The 16,577-nt window shown below is 37.2% G+C and carries 13 protein-coding genes; 3 read left to right on the forward strand and 10 right to left on the reverse strand.

Features of this window, described 5'->3' with window-relative positions:
* Window positions 1-208: 208 nt before the first annotated feature.
* From ilvC to HHT355_RS08150, 5 genes are all read right to left on the reverse strand, one after another.
* Complete coding sequence (gene ilvC / locus HHT355_RS08130; RefSeq protein WP_103202945.1) at window positions 209-1,219, reverse strand: ketol-acid reductoisomerase; 1,011 nt, start codon at window positions 1,217-1,219, stop codon at window positions 209-211.
* A 118-nt stretch (window positions 1,220-1,337) separates the two neighbouring features.
* Window positions 1,338-1,841, reverse strand: coding sequence for an acetolactate synthase small subunit (gene ilvN / locus HHT355_RS08135; protein ID WP_103202946.1), 504 nt, complete (start codon window positions 1,839-1,841; stop codon window positions 1,338-1,340).
* Window positions 1,842-2,068: 227 nt separating this feature from the next.
* Entirely contained in the window at window positions 2,069-2,998 is a 930-nt protein-coding gene (locus HHT355_RS08140; protein WP_103202947.1) for a glycosyltransferase family 2 protein, read from the reverse strand.
* Window positions 2,999-3,010: 12 nt separating this feature from the next.
* Window positions 3,011-3,970 carry a glycosyltransferase family 2 protein gene (locus HHT355_RS08145; protein ID WP_103202948.1) on the reverse strand — a complete coding sequence of 320 codons (960 nt, stop codon included), beginning with the start codon at window positions 3,968-3,970 and terminating at the stop codon, window positions 3,011-3,013.
* Between the two features lie 38 nt (window positions 3,971-4,008).
* Window positions 4,009-6,552 carry a homocysteine S-methyltransferase family protein gene (locus HHT355_RS08150; RefSeq protein WP_103202949.1) on the reverse strand — a complete coding sequence of 848 codons (2,544 nt, stop codon included), beginning with the start codon at window positions 6,550-6,552 and terminating at the stop codon, window positions 4,009-4,011.
* Window positions 6,553-6,757: 205 nt separating this feature from the next.
* Between HHT355_RS08150 and HHT355_RS08155 the strand changes: the two genes are divergently transcribed.
* Window positions 6,758-6,991, forward strand: a complete 234-nt coding sequence (locus HHT355_RS08155; protein WP_103202950.1) for a ubiquitin family protein — start codon at window positions 6,758-6,760, stop codon at window positions 6,989-6,991.
* 12 nt (window positions 6,992-7,003) lie between these two features.
* Window positions 7,004-7,171 carry a hypothetical protein gene (locus tag HHT355_RS13735; protein ID WP_170124940.1) on the forward strand — a complete coding sequence of 56 codons (168 nt, stop codon included), beginning with the start codon at window positions 7,004-7,006 and terminating at the stop codon, window positions 7,169-7,171.
* A 226-nt stretch (window positions 7,172-7,397) separates the two neighbouring features.
* Here HHT355_RS13735 and HHT355_RS08160 read toward each other — a convergent pair whose 3' ends face one another.
* The 4 genes from HHT355_RS08160 to HHT355_RS08175 all read right to left on the reverse strand — a co-directional run bounded on the left by HHT355_RS08160 (window position 7,398) and on the right by HHT355_RS08175 (window position 13,360).
* Window positions 7,398-9,392 (reverse strand): sensor domain-containing protein, encoded by a 1,995-nt coding sequence (locus HHT355_RS08160; RefSeq protein WP_158245930.1) that lies wholly within the window; start codon window positions 9,390-9,392, stop codon window positions 7,398-7,400.
* A gap of 238 nt (window positions 9,393-9,630) precedes the next feature.
* On the reverse strand, window positions 9,631-10,809 hold the full coding sequence (locus HHT355_RS08165; protein WP_103202952.1) for a Gfo/Idh/MocA family protein: 1,179 nt from the start codon (window positions 10,807-10,809) through the stop codon (window positions 9,631-9,633).
* 285 nt (window positions 10,810-11,094) lie between these two features.
* Window positions 11,095-12,258, reverse strand: coding sequence for a Gfo/Idh/MocA family protein (locus HHT355_RS08170; protein WP_103203100.1), 1,164 nt, complete (start codon window positions 12,256-12,258; stop codon window positions 11,095-11,097).
* A gap of 25 nt (window positions 12,259-12,283) precedes the next feature.
* Complete coding sequence (locus HHT355_RS08175) at window positions 12,284-13,360, reverse strand: Gfo/Idh/MocA family protein (RefSeq protein ID WP_103202953.1); 1,077 nt, start codon at window positions 13,358-13,360, stop codon at window positions 12,284-12,286.
* Between the two features lie 260 nt (window positions 13,361-13,620).
* Between HHT355_RS08175 and HHT355_RS08180 the strand changes: the two genes are divergently transcribed.
* Window positions 13,621-14,460: an AraC family transcriptional regulator gene (locus HHT355_RS08180; RefSeq protein ID WP_158245931.1), complete on the forward strand. Its 840-nt coding sequence runs from the start codon at window positions 13,621-13,623 to the stop codon at window positions 14,458-14,460.
* An 18-nt stretch (window positions 14,461-14,478) separates the two neighbouring features.
* On the opposite strand, the gene HHT355_RS08185 is transcribed toward HHT355_RS08180, so the two are convergent.
* Complete coding sequence (locus tag HHT355_RS08185; protein ID WP_103202955.1) at window positions 14,479-16,503, reverse strand: methyl-accepting chemotaxis protein; 2,025 nt, start codon at window positions 16,501-16,503, stop codon at window positions 14,479-14,481.
* Window positions 16,504-16,577 lie beyond the last annotated feature (74 nt).

Here is a 16,577-nt window from a genome sequence, read left to right on the forward strand (position 1 = left end):
AATTATGGCAACAATTCCGTACAAAACTGATTATACCTAAAATTCTCAAAAAATGAAAGGTTTAAAAATTAAAATTTCATTAATAAAACAGCCCAATTACTTTTTTCACTTAAATTTAGAAATCATAACTGAGCTGTTTTACTTTATTATCCTATAAAAATTAATTGTTTATAATTTAAACTAATTTTATGTAAACCTGCCGATTATTTTAGTTATCCAATAATTTTTTCTTCTTTGTCCAGCTCATCATGTTACGAAGCTCTGCTCCTACTTTCTCCAGCGGATGTTCAGCCTCTATTTTTCTCATAGCGTTAAAGTGAGGACAGCCTATTTGATTTTCAAGGAGCCAGTTCTTAGCAAATGTTCCGTCCTGAATATCCTTAAGGACTTTTCTCATGGCATTCTTTGTCTCTTCGGTTACGATCTTGGGACCTGTAATATAGTCACCGTATTCTGCGGTATTGGAGATTGAATATCTCATTCCGGCAAAACCGCTTTCGTTTATCAGATCTATGATTAATTTCATTTCATGAATACATTCAAAGTATGCATTGGCAGGATCGTAACCGGCTTCTACCAGTACTTCAAAACCTGCTTTCATTAATGCGGTAACTCCTCCGCACAATACGGCCTGCTCGCCAAAAAGATCTGTTTCTGTTTCCTCTCTGAATGTAGTTTCAAGAACACCTGCTCTTGCTCCGCCAATACCCAAAGCATATGCCAAAGCTAAGTCTTTTGCTTTTCCTGTTGCATCCTGATGAACTGCCATAAGACAAGGTACACCCTGTCCTTCCAGATACTGGCTTCTTACGGTATGGCCTGGACCTTTAGGTGCCACCATCATTACATCCACATCTTTAGGCGGGATAATCTGACCAAAATGAATGCAGAAACCATGAGCAAACATTAATGCATTTCCGGGCTTTAGGTTAGGTTCTATAGATTCCTTATAAAGCTTAGCCTGCTTCTCGTCATTGATTAAAATCATAATAATATCTGCTCTTTTTGCAGCTTCGGCAGCGGTGTATACTTCAAAGCCTGCAGCCTCTGCCTTGGACCATGATTTGCTTCCTTCATACAGGCCGATAATAACTTTTAATCCGGAATCTTTAAGATTTAGAGCATGGGCATGGCCCTGGCTTCCATAGCCTATTATGGCTATTGTTTTGCCTTCCAATAGTGCTAAATTGCAATCCTGTTGATAATAAATCTTTGCCATAACATTTCCTCCATTTTTAATGGTTTATATTATGAAATAAATTTTATCGAAATACTTAAATATCAAAACTATAATTAGGCATTAATTATAATAACTTATTAATCATAATTTCCACTCATTAGTCATCAAAATCCGCTATATCCCCTGAGCCCCTCGGAAGTCCCGTAATACCGGTACGTACCAGTTCCAAAATTGTAAATGGCTCCAGCAATTTGATAAAAGCATCTATCTTATTCTGATTTCCGGTTAATTCAATCATAAGTGATTCCAAAGCCACATCGACGATTTTGGCCCTGAATATATCCGCTATGGATATGACAGACTGCCGTTCTTCTTCTATGGCTTTAACCTTTACCAAAATTAATTCTCTTGTAACCGATTCACCGCTTGTAAGCTCTTTAATTTCGATAACATCTTCAAGTTTTTGAAGCTGTTTTCTGATTTGATCAAGTATCTGGTCATCCCCGTGAACCATTATGGTCATTCTTGAAATAGCAGGATCATGGGTTTCACCCACACTTAAGCTGTCAATATTATAGCCTCTTCTGCTGAACAGTCCGGCAACACGGCTTAATACTCCGGCGGTATTCTCCACCAGAATTGATAATATCATCCGCTTCATAGTATTCTCCTTCCCTATGTACAAAATATCCTGTACCTGTATACATTGTACCATTTACATCCCGCAACTTTATAATAATAGCCCCGACACCACAGTACAACTGTATAGGGGCTAGTGCTGTTAGTATCAATATCATTTGAATTGAATGTATTGTAACAGGAACACATTTGTTTGTCAAGCATAAACAGTAAAGTTTTTATGCAAATTTTGTGTATAATAATACAAAGCTAGACTATAATAAACAGACCTATATTACGGACAATACCCGATTTTAAATAACCGTATTTTATTATAATAAGCCTTCTTCTTAAAAAGCCTTCTTTACTTAAGTTTGAAAACCTTAAAATAAGCTCCAGTTTTTTGTCGTCCAGATAATCCCTGTATAATTCTGCAAACTCCTTTGCCTGTATCTGTAAAGCCTCAAGTGCTTTTTTCTGCTTCTTTATATTACCTATTCGGTCTAGTACATACATAAGAAATCCCCTGTTTCCGACCACGTTTGCTTCATGCTGGCGATAATACAGGGTGGGCTCCGATATAAAGCTGATCTTTCCAAAAGAAGCAGCCATAAGCCCCAGCCATCCGTCATGGAATCTGGCATTTTTAGGGAGAGGTTTGCTTTGCAGTATCTTTCTTAATGCTCCGTTTATCATTACGGTACAGCCTATTAATTTATTCTCCATAAGCAGATGAGCAAGATCAGTAAGTCTGGGATTTAATCTTCCCGATCTGAAAAATGATTCATGAATAATGTTTAATTTACTGTCGGTAACGTAAGCATCCGTAAAAACAGCAACAGGCGTATCTTTTCCGAACTGAATCTCCATCTGCTTCATTCTTTTCAGGGTCTTTTCTATTTTGTCCTTCTTCCATACATCGTCCTGATCGCATAGCATGATATAATCTGATGTTGTATTATTTATTGCATTAAGAAAATTTTGTGTAACCCCTAAATTTGTTACGTTTTGGCTGATTTTTATTATATCCGGATACTGCTTTTTGAATCGGTTTAAAATTTCCATCGTAGAATCCTTTGAACCGTCATCCACGATATATAGCGTAATATTCTTATAAGAAGAGGTAAGAATTGATACTATCTGTTCCTCAATATATTTTTCACCGTTATAGGTTGCCATAATCACAGTAACCCTGTCCATGCCGCACTTCTCCTATACCAGATCATTTTTTTTCCAATAGTTCTTGTTCATGCTGCAACGTATTACAAAATTCATTGGCAATTTATGATACATCAGCCCTAAGCGATATCCTAAATATTTAAACCCGGAAGTCATAATTAGGTCAGGTATTAATAGATATCTTTTTTTATCAATTAAGTACTTTACAGAATTTTTCACCAAACGGATACCTTCCGATTCGGAACCTGCCTTAAGAAAAATATCCGCATACTGCCTGTGGGATACTCCAAGGTCAAAATTTCTTGAAAACTGCTGCAAATATGAATATACATGAGAATGTATTACTTTTGCCTCTGCCTGGTACGCAATCTTATATCCACCATGTATCATAGTGTATGCCATAATCATATCCTCGTTAAAAATGGTTCTTTCCACAAAACCTCCGAGTTTCTCGTAGGCATCCCGCCTGTAAGTGGCACATACGTTGGAGCAAAAGTACGTTTTAATACCAAACTTTCCCAAATCAGCGTAAGACTTTACCATACTTTTGGGAGGATAGTTAAATTTTCTGGTATACCGCTCTATTAAATCTGCCTTCTCATCCGGCAGCTGTCTGGCATAGGTGGCTGAAACCAAATTATCTTCATAAGGCTCAAGAAGTCTTTCAATAAGATATTCGTCAGCAGGTACGGCATCCTGAGTCATATACATAAGAATATCGGCATCCGATAAAGATGCACCAAACCTTCTGGTTCCACCATGGTCGAAATCTTCTTTTGCTATATAATAAATTTTGACATCGACACTTAATTCCGGAATTTTTAATTCTTCTTTATCTGCTAAATTATCCTCAGTTTTAAGTATAAGTATGTTTTTGGGTCTTATCGTCTGTTTGTCAATCATATTAAGCAGCTTATTAAATTTATCATCCGGTCTGTAAACAGGAATAATCAAATCAACCTTTAGTTCTTTTATATTATTTCCGCTTATCATATAATTACCTCGTTTTGTACTTAAACTTTTTAATTTTGTCAGTTTTTTGATTCCAATAAGGATTTTATAAGTTCCGGTGCTGTTCCCGCATCGGGCGCATAGCCATCCGCTCCTATTTCCCTGGCATACTGCTCTGTTATAACTGCCCCGCCGACAATTATTTTAGCTTTTAAACCTTCTTCTTTTGCCTTCTTAATTACATTTTCCATCTCAACCATAGTTGTAGTCATCAATGCCGACAAGGCTATTATATCCGCAGATTCCTTTTTTGCTTCCTTAATAATACTTTCTGTCGGAACATCCTTCCCTAGATCAATCACACGATATCCGTAATTTTTTAGCATTAATGCAACCAGATTTTTTCCTATATCATGTATATCCCCGGATACGGTGGCAATTATAACAGTTCCCTTATTTTTTGCGCTGCCGTTTTCTTTTGTCAGCATCGGCTCCAGATAATCGATAGCCAGTTTCATTGCTTCCGCTCCGGCAATCAGTTGGGGCAGGAAATATTTCTGGCTGTCAAATAATCTTCCCACTTCGTTAATCGCTGGTATAAGTATATTATCGATTATATCACCGGGTAAGGTTTTCTTGTCCAGTTCTTTATTGACCAAATTAATTATATCCTTTTTGTTTCCTTTCAATACGGCTTTATAGATTTCATACTTTCCCTCATCCATTAGTGAGCTATAATCCTGACCTTCATTTTTTTCGGCCGGTTTTTTATCATCGGTTTTTAATTCAGATATTACATTGTCTTTTTTTATACCGCTTTTGTCGGATGCTTTAGATTCGGATACTGCTTGCTGTATATTTAACTCCCTTACGTTTTCGATATATCTTTGTGCTGCCCCTTCCTTACCAAGCAGCAAATCTGCCGCCAGAACCGTATTCATAAGAAGCTCCTGCGACGGATTGGCTATTGCCATGGTAAGGCCGGCCTGTATGGCAAAAGCCAGGAAGGTGCTGTTTATATTTCCTCTTGCGGGAAGTCCGAAAGATATATTGGAAAGTCCTATTATTGTTCCTATACCAAGCTCATTTTTGCAATACCTGATGGTTTCAAGGGCATCAAGGGCTGCCCTGGGATTTGCCCCGACGGTATTTACCAGTCCGTCAACTATGATATCTTCCCGGGTTAACCCCAATTCGTACGCCCTATCCAGTATTTCGTGGATTATCCGCTTCTTTTCTTCTTTATCCTTTGGCAGGCCCGCATCGGACAAGGGAAGCAGAATAAACATGGCCCCGTATTTTTTTGCAAGGGGAAGTATTTTATCTATCTTTTCTTTTTCCAAAGAAACGGAATTAATCATTGCCCGACCAGGATAAATTCTCAATGCCGCTTCCATTGCCTCGGGATTGCTGGTATCTATCAGTAAAGGAACATCTACAGCCTTAGTTACCTCTTCGACAGCTTTGGCCATGATTTCCTTTTCGTCAATTCCACCCATTCCCACGTTTATATCAAGAAAATCCGCTCCCCGGCTTATCTGCTCGACGGCCATACCGACAACTATAGATAAATCCCCTTTCAATAAACTTGCCTGGAGGTCTTTTTTACCGGTCGGATTTATCCTTTCTCCTACCACCATAAATCTTCCATTCAAATCTATAGGTACGGTATTTTTTTCGGTTGCCAGCGCCCTGTAATGGCCTATTTTAATCTCCGGAACTTTTTTATCTTTAACAGCCTTTACCGTCTGCCCTATATGCTCAGGAGTAGTTCCGCAGCAGCCGCCTATTATTCCGGCACCACAGTCTACAAGTATTGCCATTTCTTTTGCAAATTCATCCTTATTCATTGGAAAAACGGTTTTACCGTCCTTAAGATACGGAATACCTGCATTGGGCTTAGCCATAACCGGAACATAAGCTATTTCTTTCATCTGCCTTATCATGTCATGCAGCTTGTCCGGCCCTACCGAACAATTGACACCGACCGCATCCGCTCCCATAGCCTGCAATACAGTAACTGCTGTTACAGGATCGGTCCCGTATAAGGTACGGTTATTCTCCTGATAAGTTAAGGAAACCATAACCGGCAAATCGCATAATTCATGAACAGCCAAAAGAGCTGCCCGGCATTCCTGAAGGCTCATCATTGTTTCTATAACAAAAAGGTCAACTCCTGCAGTCAAAAGGACGCTTATCTGTTCCTTATATACATTAATAAGTTCCTCAAATGGCATATTTCCGTGGGGAGCCACCATGCGGCCTGTCATTGTAATATCACCGGCAATGTATATCTTTCTTTGATTACCTGTCTTTTGTCTGAATACTTCAATAGCCTTTTTGCTAAGACCAACCAGCTCCCTGTTATAATATTCCATATATTCTTCTTTGCCGTATTCCGAAAGTTTAATTCTGTTGGATGTAAAGGTAGGTGCAAAAAGGATATCAGTCCCTGCTTCCAGATATTTAAACTGCAAATCAATAACTTTTTCTTTATTATCGACCATCCATTGTTCCGGGCAAAGTCCGGGTTGCAGCCCTTCTTTTTGCAGGTTACTTCCTGTAGCTCCGTCCAAAATAATTATTTTCGATTCCGCCAGTTTTCTGAATTCCTTCTTTGTCATCTATTAACCTCCAGCTTAAATTTTAATACCACATAAAGTTTATATAGATAAAATTTATTCTTTTCGGTAATGTTAATGTCAATTATATATTATAAAAATTTCTATAACAAGCAATAAATGGATATAATTATATTTTTCGATCAGGAATAAGTATTAAAAAATCCGCCAATACTGTTTTTATAACAACAAAGAAAGAGGCAGTATTATGATGAATTTCAATGGTTATATTGATACGGGAAATCAATTTAACGCAGGATTTTCAAATTCCAGTTTAACAGGTTTTTATTACATGAGTAATCCCCAGATACAAAAATGTCTTGACGGTTTGGACGAAGAAACCAGAAAGGAAGTAATGAAGCATATAGATGAGTTTCAAACCGTAGAGCAATTGGAAATGTTCATAAACCAAAAAATCGGCAAAGGAAAAAATTTTTATTAAGAGGTGATTAGTATGTCATATGTAGCTCCCGCAATAAAGGAAAAATTTGATACCCTATCTCCAGAATTGAAAAATGTAATTCTAGAGAGAAATGTAGAATTATATACAATCCATGATCTGATAAATGTATTGGACGAAATAGTAAAGGAAGCCGAAGCTGAGGAAGAAGAAAATAACTAAAAATATTTTATTATAAGATTTTCTTAGTATATTGAAAATAACAATATAGCCGTCTTATCCCTTCTGTAAAACAACACCTGCCGTAATTTGAGCTTTATAGCCTGACATTAAACCCTGTGGCAGCACAAATCACGGCAGGTGCTTATTATATACAGTAATACTGTTTCTTGTTTTTAATATAAACCTACTGTAAAATTAGTTATAATTTTATCTTAACCATCTACTGTTAATTAGACTTTACTTTCAAAAGTCCATATATTTTATCAATCGTAAGAGGCTTGCTTAGGAGATATCCTTGTCCAAAACTGCAATTATGATTAATAAGGCATTGCATTTGTTCTTGAGTTTCAATTCCCTCTGCGACCACATCATATTTGAGGTCGGCAGCCAGTTTCAGTATATTTCTTATTAATAAGGTATCAACACCCTCTTCGGTAATTGCATTAATGAAACTTCTGTCAAGTTTTATTATATCAATCGGAAATTTCTTAAGGTAATTCAGCGAAGAATAACCCGTACCAAAATCATCCAAAGCTATTCTTATTCCCCTTGCCTTAAGCTTTTTAAGGCGTTCTATAACACTGTCAACATTTAATATATCGGCTGTTTCAGTTATCTCAATAGCGATTTTACTATAATCCACAGCGAAAGCGGATAATATCTGTTCCCATTCATAGAAATTAACTTCACTGGTCAGGGTTTTCGATGATAAGTTAATAGCCAATTCTATATCCATAAAACCTTGTTTTTCTAAAAGCATCTTTTGTTCCAGAGCCTTTTTTAAAACAAGCCTGTCCAATCTGTAAATCTGACCGGTACTTTCAGCTATCGGTATAAACTCACTGGGAGAGATAAAACCTTCCTTGGGATGATTCCACCTAAGCAAGGCTTCCAAGCCGACTATTTCCCTGCTGCATAACTTATACTGAGGCTGATATACCAAATAAAACTGGTCTTCATCTATGCCCTGTTGCAGATAATTTATCATTTCTGCAACTTCCGTTTGCCTTTTCATCAATTTATCGTCATAAATCAAAAATCTGTTTTTGCCCTCTTTTTTTGAAGTATACATGGCAATATCCGCATTTTTCAGCAGTTCCGAAGGGCTTTTGCCATGATCCGGATATATAACAATACCCATGCTCGTTGATATATAAAACTGTCTGTTTTGATATGTCCATATCCTGTTGACATAATTTAATAGCTTTTCAACATTTTCCCGAATAACAGGCAAGGAGCTGTCAGAAAAAAGAATTGCAAATTCGTCGCCACCCAATCTGGCTATTAATCCCTTGTCTTTAATTTGTTCAACCATATTTTCGGTAAGATATCTTAAAAAAACATCTCCGGCCTGATGACCTATTGAATCGTTTATATTTTTAAAATTGTCAATATCCATATATGCTATGGCAAAGCCCGCCAGTCCATCATCTATACGTTTTTTTACTTCCTGCTCAAACATTATTCTGTTAGGAAGTCCTGTCAGTGAATCATAGTATGCCATATATTTAATTTTCTCTTCATACTTTTTCCGTTCTTCAATATCCGTTCCGATGGACACATATATATTATTTTCGTTTACGGTTTGAGACAGTATTTTACTGCTCCACAATATATCAATTTTTCTGCCGTCCTTGGTAATTATCGGCCCTTCGTAATTTAATGCACTTTTATTGGTCTTAATTTTATTGTATATATAATCAACAAGATAAAGTCTGTCTTTGGGGATTAGGGCATTCCATCCCAATCCGTTTACAAGTTCCTCTTCCGTATAACCGGTTATTTTTTCGCCAAAAGGATTAATATTTAAAATGTTTCCATGATCATCCCAGGTTATGATAATGGACGGTGCTTCCGTAAAAATATTTTCGTTAAGTTTCTTTTGAAAATCTAGTTCCGATTCAAGTGATATCAGTTCTTCGTGGGCAATTTTCAGTTCCTGATAGGCTTTTTCTCTTTTACCGTATTCCAAAAGCCACAGATTCATTCGTTTTTTTATAAGCCAAAAAACCATAAGAGTTGTTAAAATAATATAAATACAACCCTTAAATGTCTGATAATATTTATAATCTTTTATATCGGAAAACCATATCATAAGCAGCGAATCCGAAAGCAAAATCCATAAACTGCCAAACAATGCATATAATATTGATATCTTATATGCTTCCTTTAATAAGCTTTTCTTATGTTCGTTTTGGCTGTTACTTTTAGTTAAACTCATTAGTATATGCGCTCCTATATTAAATACATGACTATATATTACCATTTATTGCTTTAATTATAAATAGTATGCTATAATTTGTCAATTATGTTATATATTTGACACATTTCGACTAATCAAATGGCTTTTCATGTATTATAAAAGGTCATTGTATTTTTTATCTGTTTATGTCTGCCAAAACAAGCTTATGATTTTATTTAGGTCTACCTTTTATTAATACTATTAGGTTTAAGGCCAATTACCATCTTACCTTCCAGCGCTCACTATAATCGTCCACTGAATTACTTGCAATGTAATTCTTTTTTATGCACCCTTCGCTATCTTGCCTTTCCTTAAGGAATCTTAAATATAAGTTTTCATCCGGAGGCAAATCCACCCAACAGTCCATCCAATCGGATATGTAGGCTCCGTTGCAAATAATAAGTCCGTTTATGCCCTCATATCCCGGAGCCAATAAGGGTTTATTATACAATATGGCATCGGCAAAATTTTTAAGTATTGCTATATGTCCGTTTTCAGGCCCCTGTTCCTTATATTCTTCATAATATATATCCATCTTTGGAAAACTTTCATCGCTTACAAAACAGAATTCTCTTTCATCCATGTCATAAAGGTACAGTTTTAATACCCCTTCTTCTATAACCGCCTTGCCTTTGGTTCCTGAGTATTCTATTCGGTTGGTTCCCGGATATTCACCGGTTGAAGTTATAAAAACAGCCGATGCTTTATTTTCATATTCGCCATATATTGTTACGTCATCTTCAACAGTAATATTATGATAATGGCCGTATTTGCAAAATGCCCGAAGCCTTTTTGGCATACCGGTTATCCACTGCCATATATCAAGATTATGATAAGCCTGATTAATAAGTACTCCGCCACCTTCCCCCATCCAGGAACCCCTCCACTTTCCGGAATCGTAATATGCCTGGGAACGGTACCAATTGTTTACAATCCAGATAAAGCGCTTCATATCACCCAGAGTCCCTTCTTCAACCAATTCCTTTAACCTGGCAAACAAGGGATTAGTCCTCTGATTATACATAATGCCAAATATTTTACCCGATTTTTGCGCCGCTTCATTCATCTTTCTGACATTCAAAATATCAATTCCCGACGGTTTTTCAGTCAGTACATGCAGGCCTGCGCTAAAGCAATCAATAGCCATAGAAGGATGCAGACAGTGGGGGGTGGCAATCAAAACAGCATCAACCTTACCTTCATTTATCATCAAACGGTAGTCGGAATACAGGAATACATCCGGTCCTAAATTATGTTTTGCCCATTCAAGCCGGCCTGAATCAATATCACATACGGCGGTAAGCTCCAGTCCTTCGGTCTTTCCCTGAAATATAGCGTTTGCATGGGCAGTCCCCATGTTTCCTATCCCTATGATTCCCATCCGAATTTTTTTCATGTTAAATAATCTCCTTATAATAAATATCTTGATTAAAACTAGTAAAGATATGATTATAAGACTGTTCTAAATGGCACAGATATCATGACAATTAATTAAATATCGTGACAAATGCCATTTAGAAACAGTCTCTTATTTAAATTGAGGTACTTGAGCAGGCAAAATTGCTTGGCGTAATTCTATAATTTTAATGATTTTATTCTAAGCAAATCTGTAATAAAGCTTTTATTACAAAAGTTTAAATATTATTAATACCACCGCTTATTTAATTTACTAAGATGACAATTATTTATAATTACCGACAGTTATTTCATCGGGAGGAAGGTTTTCTATGGAAGCCCCTTTTTCATAAAATCTGACCGCATTCTTAAGAAGTCCTTCAACAGTATAAAAATCATCGTCTTTAGATAAAGGTAATTTTACTATTTCTTTTTTACATCCGGCTTTATAAATTGCCGCTATAAGTTCTATGGTCATACGGCCGTCAATACCGGTTATAAGCGGCCTGTTACCATTCTCTATCGCATTCAGCACATCCTCGATTTGCCCGGTATGCCCTTCGTAGGTAAGGTCGGGAATAGAATTATAGTACTCCTCTATCTTTGCAATCAATTCTTTGTTGCCGCCTTCAACGGGAAAACCGTTAGGCCTTGACATTTCGGCTTTAACGTCCCAAGGAGCAGCTAATTTTGCGTCTGCGCATTGTAAAACTATTCCCTGTTCTTCCCCATGGTGTACTACAGAGCTTGTAACCTGTGCCAGGCTACCGTCCTTATAACGAAGTACAGCAATGGAAAGGTCTTCAACTTCCGAATTATCATGCATAACATTGGCAAGCATAGCAGTTACTTCTTCCGGCAGAGAGCCTTCGATCCAGTTAAGCATGTCAATATGATGAACGGCGTGATTTAGAGTAGGACCTCCTCCTTCTTTCTCCCATAAACCGCGCCACCATAAGTCATAATAGCAGTGGCCTCTCCACCAATAAGAATTTACATGGGCGCAGCAGATTTTACCTGCAATACCGCTGTCTGCGGCTTTCTTTAATTTATATATTGAGTTTCTGAAGCGATTCTGGGCAATGACAGACATAACCACATTATTTCTTTTTTCTGCTTCAAGCATGGCATCGCATTCTTTAAGGCTGGCGGCCATAGGTTTTTCTACAATAACATGCTTGCCGGCATTCATAGAGTTAATGGCTATTTCGGCATGGACGTAGGGAGGTGTGCATATATGTACCAGGTCAATCTTAATATCCGATTCCAGCATTTTTTTGTGGTCATCAAAAATTTCACAGTCCAGATTATATTTTTTCTTCATTGCCTCGGCTTTTTCCGGATATATGTCACAAAGGGCAACTATTTTACAGCGATCCGGAAACTGCAGCAAACCGTTTATGTGCATTGGTGCTATATTTCCTGTTCCGACAATTGCTACATTTAACATGATATCTTCCTTTCTGATTTTTATTTTAAACAATCTTGGTGGCCTGCATTTGGGCTTTTACGCTTAGTTCTGCCGCTTTAAAGGCATGCTCCTGTGTCATGGCATTTTCGGTTCTATTGATACAATCAAGAATAAGTTGTCCGAAGAACGGATATCCTACCTTGCCGGTAACATCAAAATGATACTCCCCTTTACCGTTTACAAGGAAAACATGATTGGATGTACCGTCATTCATTCCGACATTGACATACTTTCTAAGCTCGATATATCCTTCAGTTCCAAGTATAAATGTACGGCCGTCACCCCATGTACTAAGGCCGTCAGGTGTAAACCAGTCTACCCTGAAGTAGTTAGTTGCCCCATTGTCTGCCACCAATACAGCATCCCCGAAATCATCAAGCTCAGGATATTGCGGATGATTGTAATTGGCTATCTGGCTCTTAACAACGACAGCATCCTTGGCCCCGCTGTAGTACAGGAACTGTTCAATCTGATGGCTTCCTATATCACATAAAATGCCTCCGTAGTATTCTTTTATAAAGAACCAATCCGGCCGGCTTGGAGCATTAAGTCTGTGTGGACCGAGACCAAGAACTTGTATTACCTTTCCTATGGCTCCCTCTTCAATTAACTGTCCGGCAAATACGGCTGCCTCCACATGAATGCGCTCACTGTAATAAACCATATATTTTTTCCCTGTCTTTTTAACCATATCTTTGGCTGCCTGTAACTGAGCAAGCGTGGTTAATGGAGCTTTATCGGTAAAATAGTCTTTGCCGGCAGCCATTACTCTTAATCCCAGCTCGCAGCGCTTGCTGGTAACAGCAGCCCCACAAACCAATTTTACTTCCGGATCATTTAATATCTCTTCTTCACTGGAAGCAACTTTTACTTCAGGAAAAGCGGCGGTAAATCTCTTTACCTTTTCCGGATCAGGATCATAAACCCATTTTAATGTGGCACCGGCTTCTGTAAGACCGTTGCACATTCCATAGATATGTCCGTGATCAAGAGCTATTGCGGCTATGCAAAATTCTCCAGGTTTTACAACCGGACTGGGTTTTCCCTTTGGCGCATAATTCATTCCGTCTGCTTTATTCATACGTAAACCCTCCTTTTATTATAGGCAGTAATAACCGTCACATTTATTGTTGCTTATCCCATATATTCGTATTCTGATAAAGGATTAATTTTCCGAATTAACAGCCATTATTAAAAATTACATGCGAAACAGTTATTACTCTATTGCATTTTATTACAATTACATTATAATGTTAAATAAAGACGAATAATACGCATTTATACACCTTTTTTATGCGCAATTTGACTTTATTTATACATTATAAATACGGGAGAGATATTATGGAACGGAAGAACTTTTTTGAGCCACTGGAAAAAGATCTTGTATGTTTACATAAAAAAAGCATGCCTTTTACCATGCAGTATCACCATCATGACGGATACGAAATATTCCTTTTTCTTAACGGCGATGCCAATTATTATATTGAGGAGAATTGCTATCAAATGAAGCGGGGATGTCTTTTTAATATGCGTCCCAATGAAATGCACCGTGTAGAATGTTACGACATAAAAAAATATGAAAGAATAACTATAAATATCCGCCCTAAATTATTACATGACCTTTCTACTAAACAGACCGATCTTACCAGATGTTTTACCGACAGACCATTCGGAAAGGATAATTTGATATATCTTAATGAACATCAGATTAATGAGTTTATTTTTCTTGCAAATAACTTGGAAAAAATCCAGAATTCCAGTGAATACGGGCATGATTTAATGGTACGTTCTTATCTGTATCAAATCCTTATTTTTGTCAATAAACTGTTCCTTAAGAAAATCCAGGAAGACCCTATCAATATCATGCCGCCGATTGTAAGTAAGACCATGTTGTATATTAATGAACACCTGACCGAGCAGATAACTATGGCTGATATTGCAAACCATGTCCATCACAACCCTGCCTATATTAGCAGGTGCTTTAAAAAAGTTACCGGTGTCTCATTGCAGCAATATATAATATACAAACGTATATTTCTGGCCAAAAAATATCTGCTGGCAGGTTATTCCCTAAATGATACCTGCAGATTATCCGGCTTCAACGATTATTCCAATTTTGCCAGAACTTTTAAAAAGCAAATTGGCTGTTCCCCGAAAAAATTTCAGAAACAGCCAATTTAACTCAATATATTAAGTTAATTAGTATTTGAACTTGCTGATTTCGGCCTGCAATTCCTGAGCCAGCTCTGCCAAGGCCTCACTGGCATTGGCTATTTCGGCAATAGAATTGGTTTGTACTTCTACAGATGCCGATGCTTCTTCTGTTCCTGCGGCATTTTGCTGTGCTATAGCCGACAAGTTTTGCATAATTTCTATCAAATCTTCTTTCTTCTCATTCATGTTCTGACCGGAAATATTCAATTCTTCAATAATTGTTCTGATATTTCCGATAGCTTCGCGTATACCGTTAAACTTATCAATCGTATTATTAACACTTACGGCCTGCATATTCATAATTTGGTCAACTCTTTCAAATACATTAACACAAGCCTCTGTGTTATTTATAAGCTCTACTATAATATCAGATATTTCATCGGTAAAGCGTTTGGACTGCTCTGCTAACTTTCTGATTTCCTCTGCTACAACCGCAAAGCCTCTTCCTGCTTCTCCTGCTCTGGCAGCTTCGATTGACGCATTAAGCGCAAGCAAGTTGGTCTGATCTGATATTTTCTTAATCATTTCGCTGGCTTCCCTAATCCTGTCTGCACTCTTATCTGTCTCAACAACCATATTGTAAATTTCTTTGGAAGCATTTTGGGATTCGATATTTCTTTCAGAAAGGTCCTGTATTACAACTAGTCCGGTATCGGACAGACCGTTAACAGTATCTATTGATAAATTAAGTTCATCTAAACACTTCTGATTCTCTACTATCAGATCTCCCAGTGTACTTGTTGCCATTGCCCCATTTTCAGTCTGTTTTGCCTGATCAGAAGCCCCTCTTGCTATATCCTCTATTGTTCTTGATACTTCGAAAGCTGAGTTGTTTGTCTGCTCAGTAATTGAAGTAAGCTCTTCTGAAGATGAAGCAATCTGTTCCGCATTAAAGGCAACGACCTTAACCAACTGCAGAATGTTATTTTTCATAACAGAAACTGCTCTGGCTATTCCGCCTATTTCATCATTACGGTTTAAAATACTTGAATAATTTTTTTCTAAATCTTCGGTTAAGTCATATCGGGATATAGCTTCCACTGAAGACTTAAGATTAAGAATAGGTTTTGCTATCATAATTCCCACAAAAACTCCGGCAGCTATACCTATAAATAAAACAAGCAATGCCAAAGCCATTATGAATGTTTTTAAACTGCTAAGATTTTTTAAAACTTCTTCTTCATTACTGCTGACACCTAATGTCCATGAGGTCCCTTCTATAGGATACAAAGCAGTAATTCGTGACTGTCCTTCAAAATCATAGGTAAAAATTCCTGCATTTCCAATGCCTAATTCCTGTAATTTCATCCCAAAATCTTTAAAAGGACCGTCTGTTTCATTGTGCTCGAAAACATTTATACGATCTATAACATATTCTCTGTCCCGATGGGCAAAAAATGTAGAATCATCACCTATGATATATGCAAATCCGGTTTCACCAATATCAATACTGTCTGTAATATCATTAAGGAGTGTTGCATCTGCCCTGCCTACCAAAGCACCGGTAATAACATCATTATTAGAAATCGGTACGGCATATAACACTTCAGGTAAGTTGGTTGCTTCATTGATATAAACATCGGAAATAGCTGAATACCCTTTTAAAACATTTTGTATAAAATCATTGTCCATATTTTCTTCCCGTTCATCGTCAAGTACATAACGGGCAAGACCGGTTTTACTTACCACCGCAATATCCAGATATCCCAGACGGTTAACATCATTCATTAATGTATTTTTTTGCAGATTCCAAATCATTGACTTAATGTAATCATTATTGGCAGCCTCAGCTAAAATTCCCAATCGCCTGTTAATCTCAGCTGCCACCTGATCAGCACCGCTCTTGGCCAGGTTTTCAATTTTGTTTTCTTCAACTTTCAATAGGATTTCTGAACTATAGTTAAGCGAGATAAACCCTAAAGAAAAAACTACAGCTAAAATAATAAGTCCGGTATAAAAACCGATTTGTGCTGCTAAGTTAAGCTTAATCTTTGGTAGTTTAAATTTCATATGCGATTCCTCACTTCCCAGATAGTTATTTTAATGTCGAATCTAACTATATATTGTCAATATATTGGTTATTT

It is taken from the genome of Herbinix hemicellulosilytica (genome assembly GCF_002904165.1).
Taxonomy (GTDB): Bacteria; Bacillota; Clostridia; order Lachnospirales; family Lachnospiraceae; genus Mobilitalea; species Mobilitalea hemicellulosilytica.

Excerpts from the sequence above, each read along its gene's own strand:
- HHT355_RS08185 (WP_103202955.1), bottom strand. The coding sequence starts at position 16,503 with ATGAAATTTAAACTACCAAAGATTAAGCTTAACTTAGCAGCACAAATC.
- HHT355_RS08140 (WP_103202947.1), bottom strand. The coding sequence starts at position 2,998 with ATGGACAGGGTTACTGTGATTATGGCAACCTATAACGGTGAAAAATAT.
- HHT355_RS13735 (WP_170124940.1), top strand. The coding sequence starts at position 7,004 with ATGTCATATGTAGCTCCCGCAATAAAGGAAAAATTTGATACCCTATCT.
- HHT355_RS08150 (WP_103202949.1), bottom strand. The coding sequence starts at position 6,552 with ATGACAAAGAAGGAATTCAGAAAACTGGCGGAATCGAAAATAATTATT.
- HHT355_RS08155 (WP_103202950.1), top strand. The coding sequence starts at position 6,758 with ATGATGAATTTCAATGGTTATATTGATACGGGAAATCAATTTAACGCA.
- ilvC (WP_103202945.1), bottom strand. The coding sequence starts at position 1,219 with ATGGCAAAGATTTATTATCAACAGGATTGCAATTTAGCACTATTGGAA.
- HHT355_RS08175 (WP_103202953.1), bottom strand. The coding sequence starts at position 13,360 with ATGAATAAAGCAGACGGAATGAATTATGCGCCAAAGGGAAAACCCAGT.
- HHT355_RS08165 (WP_103202952.1), bottom strand. The coding sequence starts at position 10,809 with ATGAAAAAAATTCGGATGGGAATCATAGGGATAGGAAACATGGGGACT.
- HHT355_RS08160 (WP_158245930.1), bottom strand. The coding sequence starts at position 9,392 with ATGAGTTTAACTAAAAGTAACAGCCAAAACGAACATAAGAAAAGCTTA.
- HHT355_RS08145 (WP_103202948.1), bottom strand. The coding sequence starts at position 3,970 with ATGATAAGCGGAAATAATATAAAAGAACTAAAGGTTGATTTGATTATT.
- HHT355_RS08170 (WP_103203100.1), bottom strand. The coding sequence starts at position 12,258 with ATGTTAAATGTAGCAATTGTCGGAACAGGAAATATAGCACCAATGCAC.
- ilvN (WP_103202946.1), bottom strand. The coding sequence starts at position 1,841 with ATGAAGCGGATGATATTATCAATTCTGGTGGAGAATACCGCCGGAGTA.
- HHT355_RS08180 (WP_158245931.1), top strand. The coding sequence starts at position 13,621 with ATGGAACGGAAGAACTTTTTTGAGCCACTGGAAAAAGATCTTGTATGT.